23 protein-coding genes are annotated in these 24415 nt (G+C 71.2%); 12 read left to right on the top strand and 11 right to left on the bottom strand.

Features of this window, described 5'->3' with window-relative positions:
• Nucleotides 1-85 precede the first annotated feature (85 nt).
• Nucleotides 86-655 carry a dihydrofolate reductase family protein gene (locus D471_RS0122430; RefSeq protein ID WP_017600701.1) on the bottom strand — a complete coding sequence of 190 codons (570 nt, stop codon included), beginning with the start codon at nt 653-655 and terminating at the stop codon, nt 86-88.
• A 167-nt stretch (nt 656-822) separates the two neighbouring features.
• Between D471_RS0122430 and D471_RS0122425 the strand changes: the two genes are divergently transcribed.
• Complete coding sequence (locus tag D471_RS0122425) at nt 823-1464, top strand: LysE family translocator (RefSeq protein ID WP_017600700.1); 642 nt, start codon at nt 823-825, stop codon at nt 1462-1464.
• A gap of 9 nt (nt 1465-1473) precedes the next feature.
• Here the strand turns inward: D471_RS0122425 and D471_RS0122420 are convergent, their stop codons facing one another.
• Entirely contained in the window at nt 1474-1935 is a 462-nt protein-coding gene (locus D471_RS0122420) for an Lrp/AsnC family transcriptional regulator (RefSeq protein ID WP_017600699.1), read from the bottom strand.
• Between the two features lie 94 nt (nt 1936-2029).
• Here D471_RS0122420 and D471_RS0122415 point away from each other — a divergent pair, with 94 nt between their 5' ends.
• Both D471_RS0122415 and D471_RS0122410 read left to right on the top strand, forming a co-directional pair.
• The gene (locus tag D471_RS0122415; RefSeq protein ID WP_017600698.1) at nt 2030-2506 is read left to right on the top strand and encodes a rhodanese-like domain-containing protein; all 477 of its coding nucleotides are present in this window, start codon (nt 2030-2032) and stop codon (nt 2504-2506) included.
• A gap of 98 nt (nt 2507-2604) precedes the next feature.
• Nucleotides 2605-3330, top strand: coding sequence for a class I SAM-dependent methyltransferase (locus D471_RS0122410; RefSeq protein ID WP_017600697.1), 726 nt, complete (start codon nt 2605-2607; stop codon nt 3328-3330).
• A gap of 79 nt (nt 3331-3409) precedes the next feature.
• Here the strand turns inward: D471_RS0122410 and D471_RS0122405 are convergent, their stop codons facing one another.
• Nucleotides 3410-4921 (bottom strand): CCA tRNA nucleotidyltransferase, encoded by a 1512-nt coding sequence (locus tag D471_RS0122405; protein WP_017600696.1) that lies wholly within the window; start codon nt 4919-4921, stop codon nt 3410-3412.
• A 273-nt stretch (nt 4922-5194) separates the two neighbouring features.
• Between D471_RS0122405 and D471_RS41175 the strand changes: the two genes are divergently transcribed.
• The 6 genes from D471_RS41175 to D471_RS0122375 all read left to right on the top strand — a co-directional run bounded on the left by D471_RS41175 (nt 5195) and on the right by D471_RS0122375 (nt 15060).
• Entirely contained in the window at nt 5195-7684 is a 2490-nt protein-coding gene (locus D471_RS41175) for a DUF6049 family protein (RefSeq protein ID WP_017600695.1), read from the top strand.
• 154 nt (nt 7685-7838) lie between these two features.
• Nucleotides 7839-9713, top strand: a complete 1875-nt coding sequence (gene murJ / locus D471_RS0122395; RefSeq protein WP_017600694.1) for a murein biosynthesis integral membrane protein MurJ — start codon at nt 7839-7841, stop codon at nt 9711-9713.
• Between the two features lie 154 nt (nt 9714-9867).
• Nucleotides 9868-11658, top strand: a complete 1791-nt coding sequence (gene murJ, locus D471_RS0122390) for a murein biosynthesis integral membrane protein MurJ (RefSeq protein ID WP_193789785.1) — start codon at nt 9868-9870, stop codon at nt 11656-11658.
• Between the two features lie 282 nt (nt 11659-11940).
• Entirely contained in the window at nt 11941-13539 is a 1599-nt protein-coding gene (locus D471_RS0122385; RefSeq protein WP_017600692.1) for a protein kinase family protein, read from the top strand.
• A 25-nt stretch (nt 13540-13564) separates the two neighbouring features.
• Nucleotides 13565-14191 carry an RNA polymerase sigma factor SigM gene (gene sigM, locus D471_RS0122380; RefSeq protein WP_017600691.1) on the top strand — a complete coding sequence of 209 codons (627 nt, stop codon included), beginning with the start codon at nt 13565-13567 and terminating at the stop codon, nt 14189-14191.
• Nucleotides 14188-15060, top strand: a complete 873-nt coding sequence (locus D471_RS0122375) for an anti-sigma factor family protein (protein WP_017600690.1) — start codon at nt 14188-14190, stop codon at nt 15058-15060. The genes sigM and D471_RS0122375 overlap by 4 nt, the downstream gene beginning before the upstream one ends.
• A 27-nt stretch (nt 15061-15087) precedes the next feature.
• Here the strand turns inward: D471_RS0122375 and D471_RS0122370 are convergent, their stop codons facing one another.
• Nucleotides 15088-15813, bottom strand: a complete 726-nt coding sequence (locus D471_RS0122370; RefSeq protein WP_017600689.1) for a response regulator — start codon at nt 15811-15813, stop codon at nt 15088-15090.
• Nucleotides 15810-16967: a sensor histidine kinase gene (locus D471_RS0122365; RefSeq protein ID WP_017600688.1), complete on the bottom strand. Its 1158-nt coding sequence runs from the start codon at nt 16965-16967 to the stop codon at nt 15810-15812. Before D471_RS0122365 ends, D471_RS0122370 begins: the two co-directional genes overlap by 4 nt.
• A 202-nt stretch (nt 16968-17169) precedes the next feature.
• Here D471_RS0122365 and D471_RS0122360 point away from each other — a divergent pair, with 202 nt between their 5' ends.
• From D471_RS0122360 to trxA, 3 genes are all read left to right on the top strand, one after another.
• Complete coding sequence (locus D471_RS0122360) at nt 17170-17616, top strand: hypothetical protein (protein WP_017600687.1); 447 nt, start codon at nt 17170-17172, stop codon at nt 17614-17616.
• Between the two features lie 176 nt (nt 17617-17792).
• Nucleotides 17793-18725: a thioredoxin-disulfide reductase gene (trxB, locus tag D471_RS0122355; protein ID WP_017600686.1), complete on the top strand. Its 933-nt coding sequence runs from the start codon at nt 17793-17795 to the stop codon at nt 18723-18725.
• Nucleotides 18726-18777: 52 nt separating this feature from the next.
• A complete protein-coding gene (gene trxA, locus D471_RS0122350) occupies nt 18778-19101 on the top strand; it encodes a thioredoxin (protein ID WP_017600685.1) in 324 nt (107 codons plus the stop codon).
• Between the two features lie 201 nt (nt 19102-19302).
• Here the strand turns inward: trxA and D471_RS0122345 are convergent, their stop codons facing one another.
• The 6 genes from D471_RS0122345 to yidD form a co-directional block, all read right to left on the bottom strand.
• A complete protein-coding gene (locus D471_RS0122345) occupies nt 19303-20241 on the bottom strand; it encodes a ParB/RepB/Spo0J family partition protein (RefSeq protein WP_017600684.1) in 939 nt (312 codons plus the stop codon).
• A 68-nt stretch (nt 20242-20309) separates the two neighbouring features.
• Nucleotides 20310-21338 (bottom strand): ParA family protein, encoded by a 1029-nt coding sequence (locus D471_RS35585; protein ID WP_169548900.1) that lies wholly within the window; start codon nt 21336-21338, stop codon nt 20310-20312.
• Nucleotides 21339-21346: 8 nt separating this feature from the next.
• Entirely contained in the window at nt 21347-22075 is a 729-nt protein-coding gene (gene rsmG / locus D471_RS0122335; protein WP_026127975.1) for a 16S rRNA (guanine(527)-N(7))-methyltransferase RsmG, read from the bottom strand.
• A 351-nt stretch (nt 22076-22426) separates the two neighbouring features.
• Nucleotides 22427-22915: a Jag family protein gene (locus D471_RS0122325; protein WP_017600680.1), complete on the bottom strand. Its 489-nt coding sequence runs from the start codon at nt 22913-22915 to the stop codon at nt 22427-22429.
• 143 nt (nt 22916-23058) lie between these two features.
• Nucleotides 23059-24009 carry a membrane protein insertase YidC gene (gene yidC, locus D471_RS0122320; protein ID WP_017600679.1) on the bottom strand — a complete coding sequence of 317 codons (951 nt, stop codon included), beginning with the start codon at nt 24007-24009 and terminating at the stop codon, nt 23059-23061.
• Between the two features lie 28 nt (nt 24010-24037).
• Nucleotides 24038-24352, bottom strand: coding sequence for a membrane protein insertion efficiency factor YidD (gene yidD / locus D471_RS0122315; protein WP_017600678.1), 315 nt, complete (start codon nt 24350-24352; stop codon nt 24038-24040).
• Nucleotides 24353-24415 lie beyond the last annotated feature (63 nt).

Below are 24415 nucleotides of genomic sequence, written 5' to 3'. Positions count from 1 at the left end.
CCCACCGGTCGGCCACGCCCACCGGGCCGGTGCGCGACCCGCTCCGGGTGTCCTCGCGGATGGAACGCGGGAACCCGACGACGTACTACTGGCCCACGACGTCGAAGACCTGCTTCTGCACGCCGTTGGAGTACACCTCGTGCTCGACCAGCGTCAGCTTCCGGGCGTCCCTGTCGGCCTCGCTGAACAGCCGCTTGCCCGCGCCGAGCAGCACCGGGAACACCAGCAGGTGGTAGCGGTCGACCAGCCCGGCGTCGGCGAGGGCCTGACCCAGGGTGGCGCTGCCGTGGACGGAGATCGGGCCGCCCTCGGTCCTCTTGAGCGCGGCGACGTCGTCGACGGAACGCAGGATCGAGGCGGGCCAGCGCGGGTCCTCCTCGGTCAGCGTCGTGGAGACCACGTACCGGGGCATGGCGTTGTACCCGGCGAACTCCTCCGTCATCGTCGGCCAGACCGGCGCGAACGCCTCGTAGCTGCGGCGGCCGAGGAGCAACGCGGTGGCCTCCTCCTGTTCCCGGGCCTTGATCCCGTAGGCGGCCGGATCCATCTCGACACTGTTGAGGGTCCAGCCGGTGTTGCGGTAACCGGGTTCACCGCCGGGGGCCTCCATGACGCCGTCGACGGACACGAACGCGGTGACGATCAGGGGGCGCATCTTCTGTCTCCTCGGTCTCTCCTGTTGTTGCCTCCATCCTCCCGTCGAACGGGCCCGCCCCGGATCGACACGCCTCCCGAACCTTTCCCGGAAAGCCCTTCGACTCCCGACCGGGACAGTGGCTAGGCTTCCGGGACCGCTCTCAGGTGACCGGAAACGGAGGCCCCGTGCCGACCCTGCCCACCCTCCTCGCCTTCACCGCCGCCTCGGTCCTGCTCGTCGTCGTCCCCGGACCGAGCGTGCTCTTCGTCGTCGGCCGCGCGATCGCCCACGGGCGCGGCGTCGCCGTCCTCTCGGTACTGGGGAACGCGCTCGGGGGCCTGGTCCTCGTTCTGGCGGTCGCCCTCGGTGTGGGGGCGCTGGTGACGGCGTTCGCTCCGCTGTTCACCGCGGTGAAGCTGGTCGGCGCCGCCTACCTCGTGTACCTCGGCATCCAGACCATCCGGCACCGGAGGGCGACCGCCGACGCCCTCGACGGGTCGGCCGCGGGTCCGCTGCCCCGTACGCGCTCGTTGTGGGACGGCTTCGTGGTCGGCCTGACCAACCCCAAGACCCTGGTCTTCTTCGTCGCCGCCCTCCCCCAGTTCGCCGATCCCTCGCTCGGCCCGGTCGCGCCGCAGATCGCCCTGTTCGGCGCGCTCTTCCTCCTGACCGCGGTGGTCTCCGACACCTGTTACGGACTGCTCGCGGGAACGGTGCGCGGGTGGTTCGCCGCCCGGCCCCGGCGGATGGAGGTCACCGGGACGGTGTCGGGGGCGCTGATGATCGGTGTCGGGGCGCAGTTCGCCCTGACCGGACGCCGGACCTGACGCCCCCGATCACCCCGCTCCGCCGCCCTCGATCGGCGAGCGGCCCGCGACGGGGCTGGAGTAGACGACGTTGGTGGTGACCGGTCCCAGGGCGGCGATCCTGCCGACCACCTCCTCCAGGTGGCGCATGGAGCGGGCGACCGCCTTCATCAGGTAGCAGTCCTCACCCGTGACGTGGTGGGCCTCGGTGATCTCGGGGGTGGTGGCGAGGAGGTCGTGGTAGGGCCCGCGGTTGCCGACGGGGTAACGGAGCCGGACGAAGGCCAAGACGGAGAACCCGAGCCGTTCCGGGTCGACGGCGGCGGTGTAACCGGTGATGACGCCGCTCTCCTCCAGACGGCGCACCCGTTCGGTGACGGCACTGGCCGACATGGACACCGCCCGGGCCAGGTCGGCGTAGGTCGCCCGACCGTCCGCCTGGAGGGCCCGCAGAAGGCGGAGATCGGTCTCGTCCAGTGATGCGTCGGCCATGGTCCATGCATACCGTGGTTCCCACGGCCAACGCCACCCGATGCCGTGGTTTCTCCCTGTCCGGGACCGGCACGCCCTCCATAACGTTGTGGGCATGACGACACACACCTCCACCAGCCCCGTCCTGCGCACGGCTCCGACCGACCCCGCGATCGCGGCGGCGCACTTCGCGGCCCGCCTGTCCCTGTACACCGACGTCGCCGACGTCCACACGGCTCTGGAGGGGGCCGACCCCGGGTTCGTCCTCGTCGACACCAGGGACGCGACCGCCTGGGAGCAAGGACACGTGCCGGGGGCGGTGCACCTGCCCAACGCCCGGATCGCCGACGGGGCGGCGAACCTCATCGACCCCGCGCTCCCGGTCGTGACCTACTGCTGGGGTCCGGCGTGCGACGGAGCCGCCCGGGGCGCGCTCGCACTGGCCACGCTCGGCTACCGCGTCAAGGAGATGGTCGGCGGTATGGAGTACTGGATCCGCGAGGGCCTGCCCGTCGAGACCGCCCGCGGTGTGGAGCGCCGACCGGCCGACCCCCTGGTCGTCCCCGTCGGGGCTCCGTCCTGCTCCTGCTGAGCCCTCCACCCCTTCGCACCATCTCCGGGTAATGATCCGGTCACTTCATGTAGTGTCCCCGGGAGAGGACCTCGCCTACGGACAGGGGATGATGTGCCATGACCGGCGGTTACGGACTCGGGGAACCGACGCGTGTCTTCGGCGCCCGGGGGGTGGCCAAGCGCGTGGAGGCCGTGTCCCAGCACCTGCCGACCTACGGGGACCGACTGCTGGACGTCGGGTGCGGGGACGGCGCCCACACGGTCGAGCTCGCCCATGGTTACGTGCGGGTGGACGCCGTCGACGTGGAGCCGGAGTGCCTGAACGCCTTCACCGAGCGGATCGCCGGGAGCGAGGTCGAACACCGGATCGGCGTGCACAAGATGTCCGCCGACGCCCTCGCCTTCGAGGCCAACACCTTCGATCGGGTCACCGCGTTCGAGGCGCTGGAGCACATGGAGGACCTGGAGGGGAGTCTGTCGGAGATCCACCGGGTGCTCAAGCCCGGCGGAGCGTTCTCCCTGACCACACCGAACCGCTGGTTCCCGTTCGAGACCCACGGGGTGCTGTGGGGCGGTCGGCGGCGGTCGGCGCTGACCGCCCCGTTCCTGCCGTGGGTCCGGCCGCTGCACGACCGCATGTCCGACGCGCGCGCGTTCACCACCCAGGAGATGGGCCGGCTGTTGCGCGGCGCGGGCCTGCGGGTGCGGGCGATCAGCTACGTCATGCCGCCGTTCGACCGGCGGCCCCGGGCGCTCCAGTCGGCGTCCGACGCCCTGGAGGGCACCCCGCTGCGGGTGTTCGGCATGGCGATGGCGGTGACCGCCGTCAAACCGGGGCGCTAGCGGTGTCCATCGGGGCCTCCGCCGCGCTTCGTCCCGTGTTCGTTTCGGGCCCGCCGCCTCGCTTGGGCCCGGGGCGCCCCTAGCTGTCCCGGTCCAGGTGCTCGGCCGCCCAGGCGCGCAGCTCGGAGGTCGCGTCCTCCTTGGACATCGGCCCGTTCTCCAAGCGCAGCTCCAGCAGGAACCGGTAGGCGCGGCCGACGACCGGTCCCGGCTTGACCCCCAGGATCTCCTGGATCTCGTTGCCGTCGAGGTCCGGACGGATCTTGTCGAGCTCCTCCTGCTCGGCGAGCTTGTCGATCCGGCGCTCGATGTCGTCGTAGGAGCGCGAGAGCGCGGCGGCCTTGCGGCGGTTGCGGGTGGTGCAGTCGGCCCGGGTGAGGATGTGCAGCCGCTCCAGCTGGTCCCCGGCGTCGCGCGCGTACCGGCGCACGGCCGAGTCGGTCCACTCGCCCTTGCCGTACCCGTGGAACCGCAGGTGCAGCCCGACCAGGGTGCTGACGTCCGACACCACGTCCTTGGGGAAGCGCAGCGCGGTGAGGCGCTTGCGGCTCATCGACGCGCCGACCACCTCGTGGTGGTGGAACGTGACCCGGTTCCCCGATTCGAAGGCGCGCGTCTTGGGCTTGCCGATGTCGTGCAGCAGGGCTGCCAGGCGCAGGACGAGGTCGGGCGCGTGGCCGCGCCGCTTCTCCAGGTCGATGGCCTGGTCGAGAACCGTGAGCGAGTGCTCGTAGACGTCCTTGTGCCGGTGGTGCTCGTCGATCTCCAGCTGCATCTTGGGCACCTCGGGCAGCACGTGCCGGGCGATCCCGAGATCGACCATGAGCTCGATCCCGCGCCGCGGGTTCGGGCTGAGCATGAGCTTGACCAGCTCGTCCTTGACCCGCTCGGCGGAGACGATGGTGAGCCGGTCCGCCATGTTCCGCGCGGCCTCGGCCACCTCGGGGGCGAGCGTGAAGCCGAGCTGGGCGGCGAAGCGGACCGCGCGCATGATGCGCAGCGGGTCGTCGCTGAAGGAGTCCTCCGGGCGCCCTGGGGTCCGCAGCACCCCGGCGCGCAGGTCGGCGAGCCCGCCGAAGGGGTCGACGAACTCCTGGCCGGGCAGGCGCACCGCCATGGCGTTGACGGTGAAGTCCCTGCGCAGCAGGTCGCCGTGGATGTCGGTGCCGTAGTTCACGTCCGGCTTGCGCGACTTGGGCGAGTAGGACTCGCTGCGGTAGGTGGTGATCTCCAGTTGCAGGCCGCGCTTGCGCAGCCCCACCGTGCCGAACTCGATGCCCACCGTCCACACGGAGTCGGCCCAGCCGTCGACGATCTCCAGGATTCGCTGGGGCACGGCGTCGGTGGTGAGGTCGACGTCGCTGGAGACTCTGCCGAGAAGCGCGTCGCGCACCGGCCCGCCCACGACGGCGAGCTGCTGGTCGTGCGCGGAGAAGCGGTCACCGAGTTCACCGGAGACGGGCTGGATCGAGTCGACCAGCGCGGTGATCGCCGACCGCTGCTCACCGGTCAGCGCGTCCGCGGCGGGTTCCGCCGCGGCCTCCGGGCGCCGGGCGGTGTCGTTCTCACTCGAAAACTCTGTGTTCGGCACACCACGCAGATTAGGGCATGTTCCGTGGGAGCACTCCCCTTCCCGCGGCGCCCGACTCCCTCGGGGGAGCGCCGGACGGCCTCGGACGGTATCTTCGGGTGCAGTGGTGGGACGACCCGTCGGCCTCACGTCTCCCGCCCGAGTCCGCCGCGTGCGCCGTGCGGGCACCGAGACCGATCCCGCCCCACGCCGTGTCCCCGGCGGGACGGCCACCTGGACCCGAATCAGGAAACCGGTCAAGCGTTGCGTCGATTTGCCTCCGCGGCCGCGGTCATGGCCATGACCGCCGGTCTGCTTCCGACACCGGCCGCGCTCTCACCCGCGCTGGCGGAGCCCGAGAACGACGAGTCGGTCGAACCGCTCGTCATCGAGCGCGTCACCCCGGACGCGGTCGACTCCGACAGCACCCTCCGGGTCTCCGGCGTGGTGACCAACACCACCGCGGGCGGTGTCGAGGACGTCACCGTCCGGATCCGCTACTCCCGGCACCCGTTCAGCGGCCGCGACGAACTGGACGAGTTCGCCTCGGGCGCGGGCTGGCAGCCCAACGCCCCCGGTCCGGACGAGGACGTGGCCGACACCCTGGCACCGGACGACAGCGAGGAGTTCTCGCTCAGCGTCCCCGTCGAGGACCTGAAACTGTCCTCCTACGGCGTGTACCCGCTGGTGATCGAGGCGCTCGACGGCGACGGCGAACGCCTGGGCGCCCAGTACACCTTCCTCCCCTTCACCGGTGAGGACGACGACGTCCCCTCCGTGGACATCGCGTGGGTGTGGCCCCTCATGGCCGAACCCCAGCGCGCCGACGACGACACCTTCCTCGGCGGTGCGCTCTCGGAGTCGGTCGGCGAGGACGGCCGCCTGAGCCGGCTCCTGGAGACGGGCGCGCAGACCGACCTGGCCTTCGAGGCGGGCGACGAGGACCTGGTCGAGCTGCTCGGGCTGGACGAGGAGCCGACGGAACCCACCCCCGAACCGGAGCGGACGGACGGGGCGACCGCCGAACCCTCCGACGCCGAGCCGACCGGGGACGAACCCTCCGACGACGCTTCGGAGGAGACCGCGGACGGCGGCGGGGAAGCGGACGCGGAGACCTCCGGCGGGGACGGGGCCGAGGACGGCGACCCGGCCGGCGCCGAGGGCGTTCCGGTCACGTGGGCCGTGGACCCCGGGACGCTCGACGACATCGTCCGACTGGCCCGGGACTCCCACGACGTCCTGGGCGACCCGATCGCGGTCTCCGACGGATCCGACCCCGCGCGCGAGGAGCACCAGGCCGACCTCGCCGCCCAGGTGTGGCTGCGCGAGGCCAGGGCGGTCCTGGCCGAAGACACCGTCGTGGCCACCCCCTACGCCTCCTCGGACCTGGCGTCCCTGCTGCGCAACGGCATGACCGCCGACGCCGCCGCCTCGGTCGAGATCGGTCGTGACGCGGTCCTGCGCGCGCTCGGTCTGACCGCCGACGAGTCGTTCGCGCTCCCCCCCAACGGCCTCATGGACGACGCGGTGTACGAGTTCCTGGCCGCCGAAGGAGCCCACCGGTTCCTGGTGGACGAGGCGGCCAAGCCGCCGGCGTCCTGGCTGTCCACCACCCCGACGGCCCAGGCCGCGCTGCGCCCGGTCGAGGGTGGCCCGGAGGAGGAGCCGTTCGCTCTGGTCGCCGACCAGGGACTGGCCGACGTGCTGGCCATGCCCTCGCGAGGCCCGGGCGAGACCGAACTCGCGCTCCAGCGGTTCGCCGCCGAGACCGCGATGATCGCCGGGGAGAACGCCGGAGGCGAACGGGTCGTGGTGGCCTACCCCGGCCCCGACTGGAACCCGAGCGACGAGCTGGCCAGCGGGGTGCTGGAGGCCAGCGACTCCCTGCCGTGGCTGACGCCCGAACGGTTGGCGGACGTCGAACTGGCCGACCCCGACGACCGGGAGACGACCCGCCAACCGCTCACGTACCCCAACAACGCCTACTCGGACGAGCTCAGCTCCACCTACTTGGGGCAGATCACGGACGTCAGCCGCGAGGTGCGCCTCTTCAACAGCATCCTGGTGGACGACGGTGACCCGTTCCGCCCGGCGATCCTGCGGATGGAGTCGGTCCACTGGCGCGACCGGGAGACGATGGCCGGGGCCACCCGGACACTGGTCTCGGAGTCGGTCCAAAGCCACCTCGGCGACGTGCGCATCATCCCCGGCGAACCGGTCACCCTGGCCAGCAGCACGGGCATCACCGGCATCCTCGTCGCCAACGACCTGGAGGACGAGGCGATCCACGTCCGTCTCTCCGTGTACTCGGAGAACTCCGAGCGGCTGAGCATCGGCGAGTACTCGGACGAGTTCGAGATCGCCCCCGGCGCGAAGACGACGGTGTACATCCCGCTGTCGGCCAGGATCAACGGCCGCACGGAGCTGCACGCGAGCCTCCAGAACGGGGCGGGCGAACCGATCAGCGCCCAGGCGACCGTGATCCCGGTCAACGCCACGGGTCTGGGCACCCAGGCACTGCTCATCAGCGGTATCGGTCTGCTGATCCTCATCGCGGCCCTGGCCCCGCGCGCGGTGCGCAAGTGGGTGCGCCGCCAGGCCGCCCGCGGCGCGAAGGACCAGGGGAAGGACGCGCGGGGCGGCGACGGGAACCCGGACGACGGCGAGGAGCCGACCGGTCGGGAGGACGACGCCGAGGAGGGCGGCGCCTCCGCCGACGAGACCTCCCCCGGCTCCACCGGTCACACTGGTACCGACGAGGACGGGAACGGCGCGACGAAGTGACATGTTCCCTCACCGACAGGTCGTCATGTCGACACGCCCACACGTCTCCCTGTCGGCACGCGCGGCGCTGAGCCGCCCGCACGGCCCGGCCGGTGCGCCGCACGGCGCCGCCGCCGGGCCCTCCCCGGTCCTACGAAAGGAAGCCTGATCCACGGTGGTCACCGACTCCCCGAACGGCGGCGGACACCAAGCCGACCGTTCCCCCCAGTACCAGCCGCGCCACCGTCGGGGGCCCCTCCCCGGTGAGGACCCGCTCCGTCCGAGCGGCGGCCCCTCCCCCACCTTCGAGGAGGGGGAGCTGCCCGAACCCCTCCCCTCCGCGGACGCCCCCCGCGAGCGGGAGGACTCCGGGGCGGGCGGCCCGGGGTCCGGGTCGGACGCGGGGTCGGACTCCGGTTCCGGGTCGGGCTCCGGCGGCGGAATGATGCGCTCCAGCGCGATCATGGCCGTCGGCACCATGGCCTCCCGGCTCACCGGGTTCGCGCGCACGATCGTGCTGGGCGCGGCGATCGGCACCCACCTGCTCGGTGACGCCTACAACACGGCGCACACGATCCCGTTCATCCTCAACGACCTGCTCATCGGCGGTCTGATGGCGAGCGTCATCGTTCCGTTCCTGGTCAAGCGCCGCAAGCGCGACGCCGACGGGGGCAAGGCCACCGAGGACCGGCTGTTCACCACCACGCTGCTGGCGCTGCTGCTGCTGACGACGGTCGCGGTGCTCGCCGCCGAGTTCCTCATCTGGATGTACGGCTCGCGGTTCACCGAGGCGCAGTTCGACGACTCGGTGTTCCTGGCGCGGTACCTGCTGACGCAGATCTTCTTCGTGGGCATGAGCGGCCTGCTCAGCGCCATGCTCAACACCCGGAACCGGTTCGGCGCGCCCGTGTGGGCGCCCGTGCTCAACAACCTGGTGATCATGGCCGTCGGCGGGATGTTCCTGTGGGCGGCGGGGCCCGGCAGCGAACCGCCGGTCCCGGACGCGCAGCTGACCCTGCTCGGCGCGGGCACCGCGGCGGGCATGGCCCTCCAGGCGCTGGTGCTGTTCGTCGCGCTGCGCCGCGCCGGGTACCGGTGGCGGCCCCGCCTGGACCTGCGCGGCAGCGGTCTGGGCGAGGCGCTGCGCACCGCCGGGTGGATGATGCTGTACACCCTGCTCACCCAGGCCGGCCTGTGGATCACGACCAACATCGCCAACGCCGCCAACGTGGCCGGGATCGAGCAGGGCCGCGACGTCGGCGCCGGTATCACCGCCTACAACCTGGCCTACCAGCTCTTCCAGCTCCCGTACGCGATCATCGCGGTCTCGCTGATCACGGTGCTGCTGCCCCGGATGAGCGCGCACGCCGAGGACCGCGACTGGTCGGCGGTGCGCTCCGATTTCTCCCGGACGCTGCGCATCTCGTCGTTCGTCCTGGTGCCGCTGGCCTTCGCGATCGCGATGTACGCCGTCCCGCTGTCCATCCTGGCCTTCGCCCGCGGGTCGATCTCGGTGGCCGACGCCGGCAACATCGGCCAGATCCTCATGGTGATGGCGCTGGGCCTGGTGCCGTTCACGATCTTCCAGCTCATGCTGCGCGTGTTCTTCGCCCTGGGCGACACCCGCACCCCGGCGATGATCGCCATCGCCAATCTGGCCGTGCACAGCGCCCTCGCGCTGACCTCCTACCTCCTCCTGCCGCCCGACCGGGTGGTCGTCGGTGTGGCCGCCGGGTTCATGTTCTCGTTCGTGTCCGGCCTGACCATCGCGGGCAACGTCCTGAGCCGTCGGCTCGGGGGGCTTGACGGGAGGCACGCGGTTGGCACATTGTTGCGCCTGCACGTGGCCGTCGTCCCGAGTGTCGCCGCCGGACTCGGCGTGCTGTGGTTCTTCGACGCCTACGTCGGCCCCGGCCTCGTCAGCTACCTCGGCGCCCCCGCCGTGGGCTGCCTCGTGGGAGCGGTCCTGTTCCTGGGGGCGGCCAAGCTGCTGCGGGTCCCGGAGCTCTCCTCGGCCGTGGAGCTGATCCGGGGCCGCCTGCGTCGATGACCCCGTACACGTCCGTCCGGCACTGACCCCGCCGGGCCCGCAACGCCCTCGAGAGAAGGACAGCCCGACGGTGCCCAGCGACCACCCCAGAGAGCAGGCGCGCGTCCCGGAGCCCGGCCCGGACGCGCCCGCGGACCGCCGTCGGCACCTGGTGATGCCGGAGGACGTGCTCGACACCTACGAGCGCGAGGAACCGGACACCGAGCCGGAGACGGGGCTGGCGACGCTCCGGGACCCGAGCGACATCGGTGACGTGGGCACCGCCGACCGCGCCGGTCTGGAGGACGGCGACGAGATCGGCGGTACCGCGCACACCGCGCCGGGCAACGTCGCCCGGTCGAGCGCGATCATGGCGGTCGGCACGATCTGCTCGCGTGTGACGGGCTTCGTCCGCACGATCGTGTTGGCGGCGGCCATCGGCACCCAGCTGCTGGGCGACGCCTACCAGGTCTCGGGCATGGTCCCGTACATGGTCTACGACCTGCTCATCGGCGGGCTGCTGGCGAGCGTGTTCGTGCCGTTCCTGGTCAAGCGGCGCAAGCTGGACGCGGACGGCGGCGACCGGACCGAGCAGCGGCTGGTCACGCTCATGCTGCTGGGCCTGTTCGTGATCACGCTGGTGTCGGTGGTGGTCGCGGAGTGGTTCATCCGGATCTACGCGGGCGGGTTCTCCGGCGCGCAGTACGACGTCTCGGTGATCCTCGCCCGGTACCTCGTCCTCCAGATCTTCTTCATCGGGGCGAGCGGTCTGGCGAGCGCCATGCTCAACGCCCGGCACAGGTTCGGCGCCCCGATGTGGGCCCCGGTGGTGAACAACCTGGTCATCATCGGTGTCTGCCTCTGGTTCCTGTCCATCGCCGGTTCGGGCAGCACGCCCGAGGACATGCTCGCCCACCCGTCCCAGCTCGCCCTGCTGGGCCTGGGCACCGCGCTGGGCCAGGTCGTCCAGGCGGCCGTGCTGGTGTGGGCGCTGGCCTCGGCGGGGTTCCGTTGGCGTCCACGTCTGGACCTGCGGGGTTCCGGCCTCGGCGAGGCGGCCGGGGCCGCGTCGTGGATGATGCTCTACATCGTCGTGGCCCAGGCCGGAGCGCTGGTCTCCACGAACGTGGCGACGCGGGCGGGCGCGGCCGCGGCCGACCTCGGGTACGAGACGGGCTCGGGCATCGCCGCCTACAAGTTCGCGTCCATGCTGTTCCAGCTGCCGTACGCGATCATCGCCGTCTCGGTGATCACCGCGCTCCTGCCGCGCATGAGCGAACACGTCGCCGCGGGCCGCCGGGACCAGGTCCGCTCGGACTTCTCCCGGGGCTTTCGGCTGTCGTCGGTGCTCATCGTCCCGATCTCGGTGGCGATGCTGGTCTTCGCCGTCCCGTTCTGCGTGATGATCTACGCCCAGGGCAGCACCAGCGCGGCGGACGCCGAGGCGATCGGGCGCATCCTGATGGTCTTCGTCGTGATGCTGATCCCGTTCACCCTCTTCCAGCTCCAGATGCGGGTGTTCTACGCCCTGGGCGACACCCGCACCCCGGCGCTGGTGTCGATCCCGGCGGAGATCGCCCACGCGACCACGGCGTTCGCCCTGCTGTGGTGGATGGAGCCGCAGCACGTCGTGCTGTGGCTCCCGGTGCCCTACGGCCTCTACTACGTCATCGGGGCGATCATCATGTGGGGCCTGCTCCACCGGCGGCTCAACGGCCTGGACGGCCACCGCACGGCACTGGTCCTGGTCAAGCTGCACCTCGCGACCGTCCCCGCGGCCCTCCTCGGCTGGGCGATGATCCACGTGTTCCGGGGGCTTCCCGGTGACGTGTGGCCCGCCCTCGCCGCGATGGTCGCAGGTGGGGCGGGGGGTGCCATCCTGTTCGTCCTCACTGCGAGAATCCTGAAAGTGACCGAAGTCACATCCTTCCTCGAATTGCTGAAAACCCGACTACGACGTCGCTGATCACCTGGAATGGATGACGTTGGGTAGTCGAGCACCCGATCACCCGAGAAGGTGAACAGTGCCCCCTTGTCCTCCAAAGATGCTGTTCAAGCGTCCTAGCATGGACTGGCATCGCTCAATCGACATAGCAACTTCCGACCGAGCTGCCCGAAGGGAGGCTGGGGACAGCAAGCAGGGCCGACACCCCCTCACGCGACACACCCCCGAACCGACACGCACCGCGTCCCGCGGCGCGGCGGTGGCACGCGTGAACACTCGGCCCTGGCGCCCGTCACTCCCATCATGAGCACCTTTCTGATCGAGCCCGGGGCGAAGCTGGCCAACCGGTACCGACTCGACCACGTCGTGAGCGAGACCGGTGGAGCGACCCGCTGGAAGGCCACCGACGAGACCCTCGCACGCCCCGTCGGCGTGTGGACCTTCGCCGACGGCTTCCCGCGCACGTCCGAGGTGGTCCGCGCCGCGCGCGCCACCAGCCGCATCCCCGACGCGCGCGTCACGCAGGTCTTCGACGCCGACGACACCGCACCCATCCCCTACGTCGTCGAGGAGTGGGTCACCGGCTCCTCCCTCGCCGACCTCATCGCCCAGGGCCCCATGGAGCCCGAGCGCGCCGCCGGCCTCGTCGCCGAGGCGGCCGAGGCGATCGCCGCCGCGCACGCGGGCGGTCTGCACCACCTGTGCCTCACCCCGGCCAAGCTCATGTGGAGCAGCGGCGGCGCGGTGAAGGTCGTCGGGATCGGGGTGGACGCCGCCCTGATGGGCGCGAACATCGCCGACCCGGGGGCCGTCGACGCCCAGGGGCTGGGCAGTCTGCTGTACGCCGCGCTCACCGGCCACTGGCCCGGCGGCCCGCAGGACGGCCTCCCCGCCGCCCCCCAGGGCCCCGCGGGCCCCTATCCCCCGGCACAGGTCCGAACAGGGATCACCGAACCCCTCGCCACCATCACCACCCGGGCCGCGCTGCCGCACCTGGCCGGTCAGATGGTGCCCGGCGCGCCGATCACCTCGCCCGCCGCCCTGTGCGCCGAGCTGGCCGAGGTGCCGCGGCTCATCCCGCTCCCGGTCACCCCGACCGAGTCCGCTCCGCCGCCTGAGCCGGGCACCTCCCGCCGGACGGGCGAGTTCGAGCCGACGGGCCCGCGCCGCAGCGCGCGGAGCGGGTCGTCACAGCGCACCCCGGAGCGCTCCGCCCAGGGCCGGGCCGCGGAGCGCCGCCAACCCACCCGGATGGAGGAGCGCGACGCGCGCGCCCAGGGGTCGCTCAGGAAGGTCCTCATCGGCGTGGTCGCGCTGGTGGTGTTCGCGGCCGTGGTCGTGGGCGCGTGGACGGTCGGGTCGATGTTCAGCCCCGGCGGGGAGGAGCCGCCACCGGACGCGCAGGCGTCCGAGGACGCCTCGGACACCCCCGATCTGGTGGATCTGGAAGCGGTCGGGGCCGACGGCTTCGACCCGCTCGGTGACAACAGCGAGCACGGGGACAACGCCGGGAGGGCCATCGACGGCGACCCCGCGGGCACCCCCTGGAACACCGAGGGCTACAACGACCCGCTGGCCGACCTCGACAAGCACGGAGTGGGCCTGATCGTCGACCTCGGGGAAAGCCGGGAGATCCACCAGGTGGAGCTGGCGATGCCCGCTCTGGACTACGGTGTGGAACTCCGTGTCGGCGACAGCCGTGATGGCGACACCATCGCCGACCTGGACGCCAACCTCCCCTCCGTCTGGTCGGGCGGCGTGAACGGCTCGGACACCGTTACCATCGACATCGAGGGCGGGGCTACCGGTCGGTACGTCGTGGTCTGGTTCACCGAACTCGCCATGGACGACGGTGACCTGCGAGGATCCGTCAACGAGATCGTGATTCGAGGCGTGGCCTAGGTGCGGAGATACGTGAGCTGAACTGATGGACGCGGTCCGGGAGCTCCCCGACAAGGAGCTGTTGACGAGGCACGCTCAGGGTGACGACCAGGCCTTCGGGGTCCTGGTGCACCGTCACCGTGAGCGCCTCTGGGCTGTGTCCGTCCGGATGATGGGCGACCCCGAGGAGGCCTCGGACGCCCTCCAGGACGCCTTCCTGTCCGCGTTCCGCGCCGCCGACCGCTTCCGGGGCGAGGCCCAGGTGAGCACGTGGCTGCACCGGATCGTGGTCAACGCCTGCCACGACCGCCTGCGCCGCCGCAAGGTGCGTCCGGCCACCCCGACCGAGGACGACACCCTCGACGTCATGTCCAACGAGCGCCTCGGACGTCTGGGCGGGCCGCCCGACCACGCGTCGCAGACCGAGTCGCGGCTCGACGTCCAGGCCGCGCTGGAGCAGCTGCCCCTGGACCAGCGTCTGGCGCTCACCCTCGTGGACATGCTCGGCTACCGGGTGGAGGAGGCCGCCCGGATCCTCGACGTGGCCGCGGGAACGGTGAAGAGCAGGTGCGCGCGGGGCCGCGCGAAACTTCTTCCCTCTCTCGCCCATCTAAGGAACCCTCAGCCTCCGCCAGACGTCACATCTGGGAGAGGAGGTGCCAACCCATCGTGACGCCCCACCCGGACGCGGAGGCACTCGCCTTCCTCGCCGAGGACCTGCTCGACCCCTCCGAGGAACGCACCGTCACCGCTCACATCGAGACCTGTCCCACGTGTGCCGCCACACTGGACGAACTCACGGGCGTTTCCCGCGTCCTCGCCGCCACCCCGGTTCCCGAGCTGCCTCAGGACGTCGCCGACCTCCTCGACCAGCGCATCGCGGACGCCGCGCGTGAACGCGCCGAGCGGGGACCCGTCACCGAACCGACCGACCCGGTACCGGCGAAGGCCCCCTCCGCCGACGCCACCGTGGTCCCCCTCGCCACGGCGCGCCGCAGGCGTTCCTCCAGCGGTATGCCCAGACTCCTGGTGGCGGCAGCCGCCGCGGTCTTCGTCGTCGGCGGAGGCGTCGCCGTCGTCAACGGGGTGCTCTCGAACGGCAACGGCTCGATGGAGAGCGCGACCCCGTTCATGGAGTCGGAGGACGGCGTCGGCGAACCGGACACGGCCCTGACCTACGCACCGGAGCTGGTGCGCAGTGAGACGGTCTACACCGACGCCGCGCTCGACGCGCAGGCGGCCCGGACCCTCGAACGCTCCACCGTCGCCGATGACGCCGGGGCCGCGGGCGGGCAGACCCTGTTGGAGGAGCAGTCCGTCACCGACGCCGTCGAGCGGTGCTCCGACCTGGTGGAGGAGGAGTTCGACACCCAGGTCACCCTGGTCGATGACGCCTTCTACGGCGACGGCGCCGAGCCCGCCTGGGTCCTGTACGCGCCCAGGGGCGACCAGTTCGACGTGTTCGTGGTCGACCCGCGCTGCGCACGGAGCGCCGACGCCGAGCCCGGCATCCTGGACCGGACGACCGTCGACGCCCCCTGACCCCCTCCGTTCCGGCCCCGGGACAGCTCAGCCTTCGCGCCCGGGGCGGACCAGCCCGCTCTCGTAGGCGATCACCACCAGGGCGACCCGGTCACGGGCCCCGAGCTTGGTGAGCACCCGTCCCACGTGGGTACGGGCGGTCGCGGGGCTCAGGTACAGTTCCGCGCCGATCTCCTGGTTGGACATGCCCCGCCCGACCAAGGCCAGGACCTCACGCTCGCGGTCGGTGAGCACGTCCAGCCGAGACGACGCCTCGGGGGCCACGATGGTGTCGGAGAGCCGTTCGATCACCCGCCGGGTGACCTCCGGCGACAACAGCGCCTCGCCCCGGGCGACGGTACGCACCGCGTCCCGCAGCGCGCGCGGTTCGGCGTCCTTGAGCAGGAATCCGGAAGCGCCCAGCCGCAGTGCGGTGAAGACGTTGTCGTCCTCCCCGAAGGTGGTGAGCACGACCACCCGGGTGTCGATGTGTCGACCTCCCGACCTGTCGACGTGTCCACCCGTGTCGGCTCGTCGATCCGTCGACGTGTCGACACGTCGCCTCTCCAGCTCCCTGAGGACGGCGAGCCCGTCCACGGACGGCATCTGGAGGTCGAGCAGGACCACGTCCGGCCGCAGTCGGCCGATGTCGGCCAGGGCCGCGCGGCCGTCCCCGCTCTCCCCCACCACCTCGATGTCCTCGTCCCGTTCCAGGAGCGCGCGCACCCCCGCCCGGACGAGGGGCTGATCGTCGACGAGCAGGACACGGATCACCGGTCGCCCCCGAGCGGCAGCCGGGCACGCACCCGGAACCCGCCCTCGGGCCCGGGCCCGGCGGCCACCGTCCCGCCGACCATGCGGACCCGCTCCCGCATGCCCGCCAGGCCGGTGCCCGGGGGCGAGCCGTCGGGCCGTCCCCCTCCGTCGTCGGCCACCACCACGTCCAACTCCTCACCCTCACGTGTGAACGCCACCCGGACCCGGCTCGCCCCGGCGTGCCGGAGCGTGTTGGTCAACGCCTCCTGGACGACCCGGAAGGCGGTCGCGTCGACCATGCCCGGGACCTCCCCCGCCACCGGGGCTCCCTCCACCCGTACCTCGACCCCCGCCTCCCTGACCGACGCCACGAGTTCGTCCATGCGGGCGAGGGAGGCCACGCGCCCACCGTCGGGGTCACTGTCCCGCAGCGCGCGTACGGTCGCCCGCATCTCACTGAGGGCGGCGCGGGACGCCTGGCGGACGTGTCCCAGTTCGGCGCGGGCCTCGTCGACGTCCGCCGGAGCGTCATCGAGCGCCTCGGCGGCCACGGCCGCGTGCAGGGAGACCACGGAGAGGTGGTGGCCGACCGCGTCGTGCAGGTCGCGGGCGATCCGGGTGCGTTCGAGCGCCACGACCTCCGCCGCCTCCGCGGCGCGCGCCTGTGCGTCCAGGGCCGCGATCCGCGCCCGCTGCCGCTCCGCCCGGAGCCGCTGCCACTGGACGTGCCCGAGGGCGATGGCGGCGCCCATGATCGCCACGGTGGAGGCCAGTTCGTACCCCAGCAGGTAGGCGGGATCCGTACCCTGGCCGAGTCGGGCCAGGGTGGAGACGAGCAGCAGCCCGGCGGCCGCCCCCACGGACCAGGTGGTCCGCCCCGCCTCGGCCGCGGAGTACAGGGCGGCCGCGGCGGGCACGGCCAGACCGATGGTCGGCAGGTCGAGCACGTAGTTGGCGACGATGAGCGCCGACGTGGCCAGCACGACCAGGACCGGCCACCTCCTGCGGACCAGCATGAGGCCGCCGAGGACCGCCGCCAGCGCGTATGCGAGGGGCGTGAGGTTCCCGGTGCCGGTGACGTCGGCCCCGGCCGCGATCGCCACCACGGCGAAGACCGCGAACCCGAGGAGGGCGTCGACGATGACGTCCTGACGACCGGACTGACGTGTCATGCGGCGATTCTACGGAGCGCGGCCCCGTCGCGGCCGTATCCCGCGGACCCGGACGGGTGGGCGTCCCACACCACCCGGTGTACGCGTACCGACGTAGGCGGTCGGGTCGGGCGGCGGACGTGCGACGGGGTTCCCTCCGCCTAGCGTCGGGCCCGTCGCCGGAGCGGGCGGTCCGCTCCTCCACGAACCTGTGAGGCATCCCATGACGGACCGGTCGTCGCGGCCGGACGACTCCTCGACGTCCTCCCCGCCCCCGCCGGGCATCGCCTGGTCACTGGTCCTGGGGTTGGCGTCGCTCGCCCTGCTGCGACCACTCATGGTCGTCACCGGCCTGATGGAAGCGTGGGCGTGGGGAGTCCGTCCCCAACCCCTCCTGCCAGTGGTCATCACCGCCGTGTGGATCCTCTCCGTGTTGGCGGCCCGGGTTCCCCGACCCCTCCCCACCCTCGTCTGCGCCGGGCTGCTCCACGGCGTGTTCTCGATCGCGCTCGGCGCGGTCCCGACCCCCGTTCTGAGCGGTTCCCTCCAGGGGCCGCTGGCCCACACCGCGGCGTTCCTGGGCACCCTCACCGTCAACACGGGCTGGGGGACGTCCGCCGGACTGGTCGCGCTCGGGCTGGACCGGCTGTTGCGCCTCCGCGCGGACTGACCGCGCGAACCGCCCGACTCACGCGGACCGACACCCTTCACGCATACCCCACCCCCGTACGCTGCGGTGATGTCCGACCGGGAATGCGATGCGCCTACCATCGGTTGTGACTAACCGACTTTCCCCTGGGGTCACGTCCGTGGCCAGGGCAGCGACTGTGTGAAGGGCCTACGAGCGTGAGTGACGTCCGCAATGTCATCATCATCGGTTCCGGTCCCGCGGGGTACACCGCGGCCGTCTACGCCGCGCGCGCCGAACTGCGACCCCTGGTGTTCGAGGGCTCCATCACCGCGGGCGGCGCGCTCATGAACACGACCGACGTCGAGAACTTCCCCGGGTTCCCCGACGGCATCATGGGACCCGACCTGATGGACAACCTCCGCAAGCAGGCCGAGCGCTTCGGCGCCGAGCTGGTCCCCGACGACGTCACCGACGTCGACCTCACCAAGCCGGTCAAGGAGGTCGTCGCGGGCGGCGAGACCTTCCTCGCCCACACGGTGATCCTGGCCACCGGCTCCGGGTACCGGGAGCTGGGCGTGCCCGGTGAGAAGGAGCTGTCCGGCCGCGGCACCTCGTGGTGCGCCACCTGCGACGGCTTCTTCTTCCGCGACCAGGACATCGCGGTCGTCGGCGGCGGCGACACCGCCATGGAGGAGGCGCTGTTCCTCACTCGCTTCGCCAAGTCGGTGACGGTGGTCCACCGCCGTGGCGAGCTGCGCGCCAGCAAGATCATGGCCGAGCGCGCCCAGGCCAACGAGAAGATCTCGTTCGCGTGGAACACCGAGGTCGTCGAGGTGCTCGGGGAGAAGAGCGTCACCGGGCTGAGGGTCGTCAACAACCAGACCGACGAGACCAGCACGCTCGACGTCACCGGTGTCTTCATCGCGATCGGCCACGACCCGCGCGTGGAGCTGTTCAACAAGCAGATCGAGCTGGACGAGGAGGGCTACGTCAAGGTCGACTCCCCGTCGACGCGCACCAACCTCGACGGCGTCTTCGCCGCCGGTGACGTGGTCGACCACCAGTACCGCCAGGCGATCACGGCCGCCGGAACCGGCTGCGCCGCGGCCCTGGACGCCGAACGCCACCTCGCCGAGATGGGGAACTAGGTCGCGCGGCCCGTACAGACCGTCCCCCGGTTGCATCGAACCAAGGAGCACCATGTCCACTCTCAAGCACGTCACCGACGCGTCCTTCAAGGACGACGTCCTGTCCAGCGACAAGCCCGTCCTCGTTGACTTCTGGGCGAGCTGGTGCGGCCCCTGCAAGCAGATGGAACCCGTCCTGGAGAAGCTGGCGGCGACGCACGGCGACAAGATCGAGGTCGTCAAGCTCAACACCGAGGAGAACGCCAACACTCCTCGCGAGTACAACGTCCTCTCCCTGCCGACGATGAACCTCTACAAGGACGGCGAGGTCGTCAAGCAGATCATCGGCGCCAAGCCGATGCGTCTGCTGGAGAAGGAGCTCGCCGACTTCCTGTAAGCCGGCGGAACGCGACGGAAGGCCCCCAGATCCACTCTGGGGGCCTTCCGTCGTCACGGGCGGCCACGGGAGCCCGCCGCACTCTCCCAGGCCCCACACGGCCACCACGCGCCCCGGGAGGCATTCCGAACAGCGAGCCGCCCCGTGCGCGGACTCAGCGTCCGGACGGGGCGGCGGGCGATGTTTCACGTGAAACAGCGGTCAGGGCTCGCGGGAGTCCATCTGGTCGATGATGCGTTCCAGGTCCTCCATCGTCGCGAACTCCACGACGATCTTGCCCTTCTTCTTGCCCAGGTCGACCTTCACCGTGGTGTCCAGGCGGTCGGCGAGGCGGCTCGCCCACTCCTCCACCTGGGGCGGGGTGGACCTGCGCGCCGGGGTGAGCCGGGGCCGCCGCTCCTCCGGTTCGTCCGCCTCCTCGCGCAGGGCGATGATCTCCTCCAGGGAGCGGACGGACAGGCCCTCCAGGTTGACCCGCTCCGCGAGCCGCTCCTGGCGCTCGGGGTCGTCGACACCGCACAGCGCCCGGGCGTGACCGGCCGAGAGCACCTTCGCGGCGACGCGCTTTTGCACCTTCGGCGGCAGGTTCAGCAGGCGCAGCGTGTTGGTGATGTGCGAACGGGAGCGTCCGATCCGCTGGGCCAGCTCCTCGTGGGTGGCACCGAAGTCGTCCAGCAGCTGCCGGTACGCGGCCGCCTCCTCCAGGGCGTCGAGCTCCTGGCGGTGCAGGTTCTCCAGGAGGGCGTCGCGGAGCAGGTCCCCGTCACCGGTGGCGCGGACGATCGCCGGGATCCGGTCGAGACCGGCCTCCTTGCTCGCGCGCCACCGGCGCTCGCCCATGATCAGCTCGTACCGGGGAACGCCCGCCTCGCCCTCGACCCTGCGGACGACGACGGGCTGGAGCACCCCCACCTCCTGGATGGAGTCGCGCAGCTCCTCCAGCGCCTGGTCGTCGAAGCGCTCCCGGGGCTGGCGCGGGTTGGGGGTGATCGCACCGAGCTCGATCTCCTCCAGGTACGTCCCGTCGGAGAGCCCTCTCGTCTCCGGCGTGCCCGCGCCTCCTGAGGACGCGGGGACCACGGGCCCCTGCGTGATGAGCGCGTTCAGTCCCTTGCCCAGTCCGCGCCGCTGCTGACTCACCGGCAACTACCTCCACTACTCCTCGAACACATCAGTGCCCCGGCCTCCGGACCGGGGCGGCACCGCCGTCAGCCGCCGAGCCCCGGAGCGCGATGCGCGATCTCCCGGGCGGCCTCCAGGTAGGCCACCGCACCGGTGGACCCGGGGTCGTAGGTCATCACGGACTGGCCGTAACTGGGCGCCTCGGAGACGCGGACGCTGCGCGGCACCAGCGTCGAGAGCACCAGCTCACCGAAGTGCGAGCGCACCTCGTCCGCGACCTGCTGCGAGAGTCGGGTCCGGCCGTCGTACATCGTCAGCACGACGGTGCTGATCGCCAGCCCCGGGTTCAGGTGGGACTGGACGAGTTCGACGTTGCGGAGCAGTTGCCCCACACCCTCCAGGGCGTAGTACTCGCACTGGATCGGGATCATGACCTCGTCGCACGCCACCATCGCGTTGACCGTGAGCAGTCCGAGCGACGGCGGGCAGTCGATGAGGATGTAGTCGAGCTCCGAGGTGTCGTAGGCGTCGAGCGCGCGCCGGAGTCGCGCCTCACGGGCGACGAGGGAGACCAGTTCGATCTCCGCCCCCGCGAGGTCGATGGTGGCCGGGGCGCACCACAGGTTCGGGATGTCCGGCGCCGCCTGGGCCAGCTTGCGGATCTCCTCGTCCTCCACCAGGCAGTGGTAGATGGACCGGGTCTGGTTGTCGCGCTCCATGCCGAGCGCGGTGGAGGCGTTCCCCTGGGGGTCGAGGTCGACCACCAGGACGCGCTGCCCGTGCATCGCCAGGGCGGCCGCGATGTTGACCGTCGTCGTGGTCTTGCCGACGCCGCCCTTCTGGTTGGCGACGCTGATCACGCGGCAGGACTTCGGGCGGGGCCAGGCCTCGTCGTGCCCGCGAACCGCCATCGCGGCGCGCGCCGCGCGCGCCAGGGGTGTGTCGGGGACGTCCGCGGAACCGCCGGAGGCGGGGGCGTCGCCGGTCCATGTTTCACGTGAAACACGACTCTGGTCGTCGGGGGCGGTTTCACGTGAAACATCGAGCAGGTCCCCGTAGGCACCCGCGGGGGTTTCACGTGAAACACCGTCGTGGTCGGCTGGGTTCTGGGGCACGAATGAGTTCACCTCTTCCGTCCGCGCTTCTTCTTGCCGCCCCGCCCTTTCCGGGGTCCCGCTGACGGGGGCGGACCACCCTCGGATGTCACCGTGACGCGAACGACCGTGGTAGCGGGATCGACTTTACCCCGGCCCACCCTGATCACATCGCACTCACTCGGGCGCAGTTTCGCAACGTCGTCACGCGCGGCGACCAATTCCGCCTCCGCCTGCTCGCCCTTGAGCGCCAACAGACTGCCGCCCTTGCGCAGGAGCGGCAGCGCCCAGCCGGCGAGTCGTGGCAGCGGAGCCACGGCACGGGCGGTCACGAAGTCGGTGTACAACTCGCCGTGCGCCTCTTCGGCACGCCCGCGCCGCACCACGACGTTGGCCAGGCCGAGGGTCTCGACCGCCTCGTTCAGGAAGACCGTCCGTCGCAGGAGCGGCTCCAGGAGCGTCACCCTGATGTCGGGGCGCAGCAGCGCCAACACCAGACCGGGCAGACCGGCGCCCGAACCGATGTCGACCACCTCCGCCCCCTCCGGGAGCAACTCCTCCACGACAGCGCAGTTGATGAGGTGCCGCTCCCAGAGGCGGGGCACCTCGCGCGGGCCGATCAGCCCCCGCCGCACACCGTCGTCGGCGAGAAGTTCGGCGTAGCGCCGTGCCTTCGGCAGCGTGTCACCGAAGACCGCCTCCGCCGCGGTCGGCGGGGCGGGCGGCACAGCGCCGGGCTCCTCAGCGCCCGAGGTCATCGGTCACCACCTGTCGGAACTCGTCCATCATCACTTCCAAGACCGGGCACGTCCTCCGAATCCGCCGCGGCGCGTCGACCGACGGCGCCTCCGGCGCCCGACGCGCCGTCGACACGCGGCGGGACGGCCCCTCATGATCCTATGGTCGTGGGACACCATGGTTTCACGTGAAACATGCGCCCACCCCGAGGTGTCCCCCCGATCACGGGTCGGCGCGGCCGACCGCGCCCTCAGGCGCTTTGTCGACCCGTCGATTTCTCCCCCTGTCGACGCACCCCCACACACGACGAGGGGGCGATGTTTCACGTGAAACATCGCCCCCTGCGTTCCCGCCCGGAGCGGGAGGACGTGTCAGTCGGCGGGGTGGACCACCACGTAGCGGTGGGGCTCCTCGCCCTCCGACTCGCTCCGCAGACCGGCCGCGGCGACGGCGTCGTGCACCACCTTGCGCTCGAACGGCGTCATCGGCTCCAGCGGCTGGATCTCGCCGGTCTTGTTCACCTTCTCCGCCGCGTCGGCACCGATGCGGGTGAGCACCCTGCGGCGCTCCTCGCGGTAACCGCCGATGTCGAGCATCAGCTTGCTCCGCTCCCCCGTGACCCGGTGGACGGCGAGTCGGGTCAGCTCCTGGAGTGCCTCCAGGACCTCGCCCTGGTCGCCGATCAGCTCGTCGAGCGTCGCGCCCACGACCGAGACCATCGCACGGTCACCCTCGACGTCCATGTCGATGTCACCGTCGAAGTCCGCGATGTCGAGGAGACCCTCGATGTAGTCCGCGGCGATGTCGCCCTCGTTCTCCAGGGCCTCGATGTCGATCTCGGGCTCGGGCGCCTCAGCCACCGCTACTCCACCGCTCTCTTCCTCACTACGTCCCACAGCGTTCCCGTCTCCTCATCATTCACGCCCTGACCGTCGTACGCCTCAGGGGCTGTGTCGCCTGCGCACTTCGTTAAGATCCTCCGCGGCCGACGTGACGGCGTCCCCTACTGGGAACCGCCGCCACCGCGCTTGGAGCGCGGCTGCTTCTTCGGCTGCTTGCGTTCGATCTTAGGCTGTTCCTTCGGCTCCGGCGTGGATTCGGCGGCCTTCTTCCGGCCGAGCATGCCCTTGGCCGGACCGTTGGAGGGAGTGCCGCCGGACTTGGCGCCCTCGGCGCCGGGGGCGCCGGGGGTCGGCTGGTTCTTGTAGAGGAAGTGCTGCTGCACCATCGTCCAGACGTTGGAGGTGACCCAGTAGACCAGCACACCCACCGGCATCATGAGACCGAAGAGCCCGAACAGGGGCGCCATGTACATCATGATCTTCTGCGTCTGCATCATGGGGTTGTCCGGCATCTGCGTGGTGCTGCGCTTGATGCTCTGACGCATGGTGAGGAAGGTCGTCGTGCCCATGATGACGCACGCGATCGCGATGACGACCTTGGCGAGCACGGGGTTCGTGGCGCCGAGGGCGAGCAGCTCCTCGGGGGAACTGTTGAACTGGGCGGCGATCGGCGCCTCGAAGATCAGCGCCTGACGGGCGCTGTCGGCCAGTTCCTCGGAGAACCCGTACTGGGCGTTGCCCTCGGCGACACTGCGCAGAACACTGAACAGGGCGAAGAAGACCGGCATCTGCAGGAGAAGCGGAAGGCAACCCATGATCGGGTTGGTGCCGCTCTCCTGGTAGAGCTTCATCGACTCGCGGTTCAGGCGCTCCCGGTCGTGCTTGTAGCGCTCCCGGAGCTTCATGATCTTCGGCTGGATCTCCTGCATCTTCCGCTGCGTGTTCATCTGCTTGACGAACAGCGGAACCATGAGAAGCCGCATGAGTACGGTGAGCAGCAGGATGGACAGACCCCACGCCCACCCGCTGTCGGGATTCAGACCGACGAAGGTCAGACCCTCATGGATCCTGGCCAACGTCCAGCCGACGATGTTGTAAAGCCAGTCGAGCACCGGCCAACTCCTATTTGCCTCGGTTCAGCTACTGGTCCCCGGGAGCGGGTCCGGTGCCTCCGGCTCCGCCCGCCGACTCCTCGGTCCCGGAGTGCCTTCGCCCCTTCGGCGGCGGCACCGGGTCGAGACCCCCCGGGTTGAAGGGGTGGCAGCGGGCGATGCGCCGGGTTCCCAGCCACAACCCCCGCAGGGCCCCGTGCACGCGCAGCGCCTCGACGGCGTACGCGCTGCACGAGGGGTAGAAACGGCAGACCGGGGGGAAGAGCGGGCTGATGAAGCGCTGGTAGCCCCGGATCGGGAGGATCAGCAGCCGTGCGAAAGCCGTCGGTCTGTGCTCGGTCATCGGCCCGTCCGTTCTCCGCCCCCATCCGGGCGGCGCCCGGGCACCGTCCCGTTCCCCGTCGGC

The organism is Nocardiopsis lucentensis DSM 44048 (genome assembly GCF_000341125.1).
GTDB classification, from domain to species: Bacteria; Actinomycetota; Actinomycetes; order Streptosporangiales; family Streptosporangiaceae; genus Nocardiopsis; species Nocardiopsis lucentensis.
The sequence above is the reverse complement of the archived record's forward strand: the minus strand, read 5'-3'. Positions and strand labels throughout refer to the sequence as shown.

What these genes read in the sequence shown, in the direction of transcription:
- D471_RS0122360 (WP_017600687.1), top strand. Translation starts at nt 17,170, where the DNA reads ATGACGGACCGGTCGTCGCGGCCGGACGACTCCTCGACGTCCTCCCCG.
- murJ (WP_193789785.1), top strand. Translation starts at nt 9,868, where the DNA reads ATGCCGGAGGACGTGCTCGACACCTACGAGCGCGAGGAACCGGACACC.
- D471_RS0122420 (WP_017600699.1), bottom strand. Translation starts at nt 1,935, where the DNA reads ATGGCCGACGCATCACTGGACGAGACCGATCTCCGCCTTCTGCGGGCC.
- D471_RS0122385 (WP_017600692.1), top strand. Translation starts at nt 11,941, where the DNA reads ATGAGCACCTTTCTGATCGAGCCCGGGGCGAAGCTGGCCAACCGGTAC.
- D471_RS0122410 (WP_017600697.1), top strand. Translation starts at nt 2,605, where the DNA reads ATGACCGGCGGTTACGGACTCGGGGAACCGACGCGTGTCTTCGGCGCC.
- D471_RS41175 (WP_017600695.1), top strand. Translation starts at nt 5,195, where the DNA reads ATGGCCATGACCGCCGGTCTGCTTCCGACACCGGCCGCGCTCTCACCC.
- D471_RS0122415 (WP_017600698.1), top strand. Translation starts at nt 2,030, where the DNA reads ATGACGACACACACCTCCACCAGCCCCGTCCTGCGCACGGCTCCGACC.
- sigM (WP_017600691.1), top strand. Translation starts at nt 13,565, where the DNA reads ATGGACGCGGTCCGGGAGCTCCCCGACAAGGAGCTGTTGACGAGGCAC.
- D471_RS0122430 (WP_017600701.1), bottom strand. Translation starts at nt 655, where the DNA reads ATGCGCCCCCTGATCGTCACCGCGTTCGTGTCCGTCGACGGCGTCATG.
- rsmG (WP_026127975.1), bottom strand. Translation starts at nt 22,075, where the DNA reads ATGACCTCGGGCGCTGAGGAGCCCGGCGCTGTGCCGCCCGCCCCGCCG.
- D471_RS0122365 (WP_017600688.1), bottom strand. Translation starts at nt 16,967, where the DNA reads ATGACACGTCAGTCCGGTCGTCAGGACGTCATCGTCGACGCCCTCCTC.
- yidD (WP_017600678.1), bottom strand. Translation starts at nt 24,352, where the DNA reads ATGACCGAGCACAGACCGACGGCTTTCGCACGGCTGCTGATCCTCCCG.
- trxA (WP_017600685.1), top strand. Translation starts at nt 18,778, where the DNA reads ATGTCCACTCTCAAGCACGTCACCGACGCGTCCTTCAAGGACGACGTC.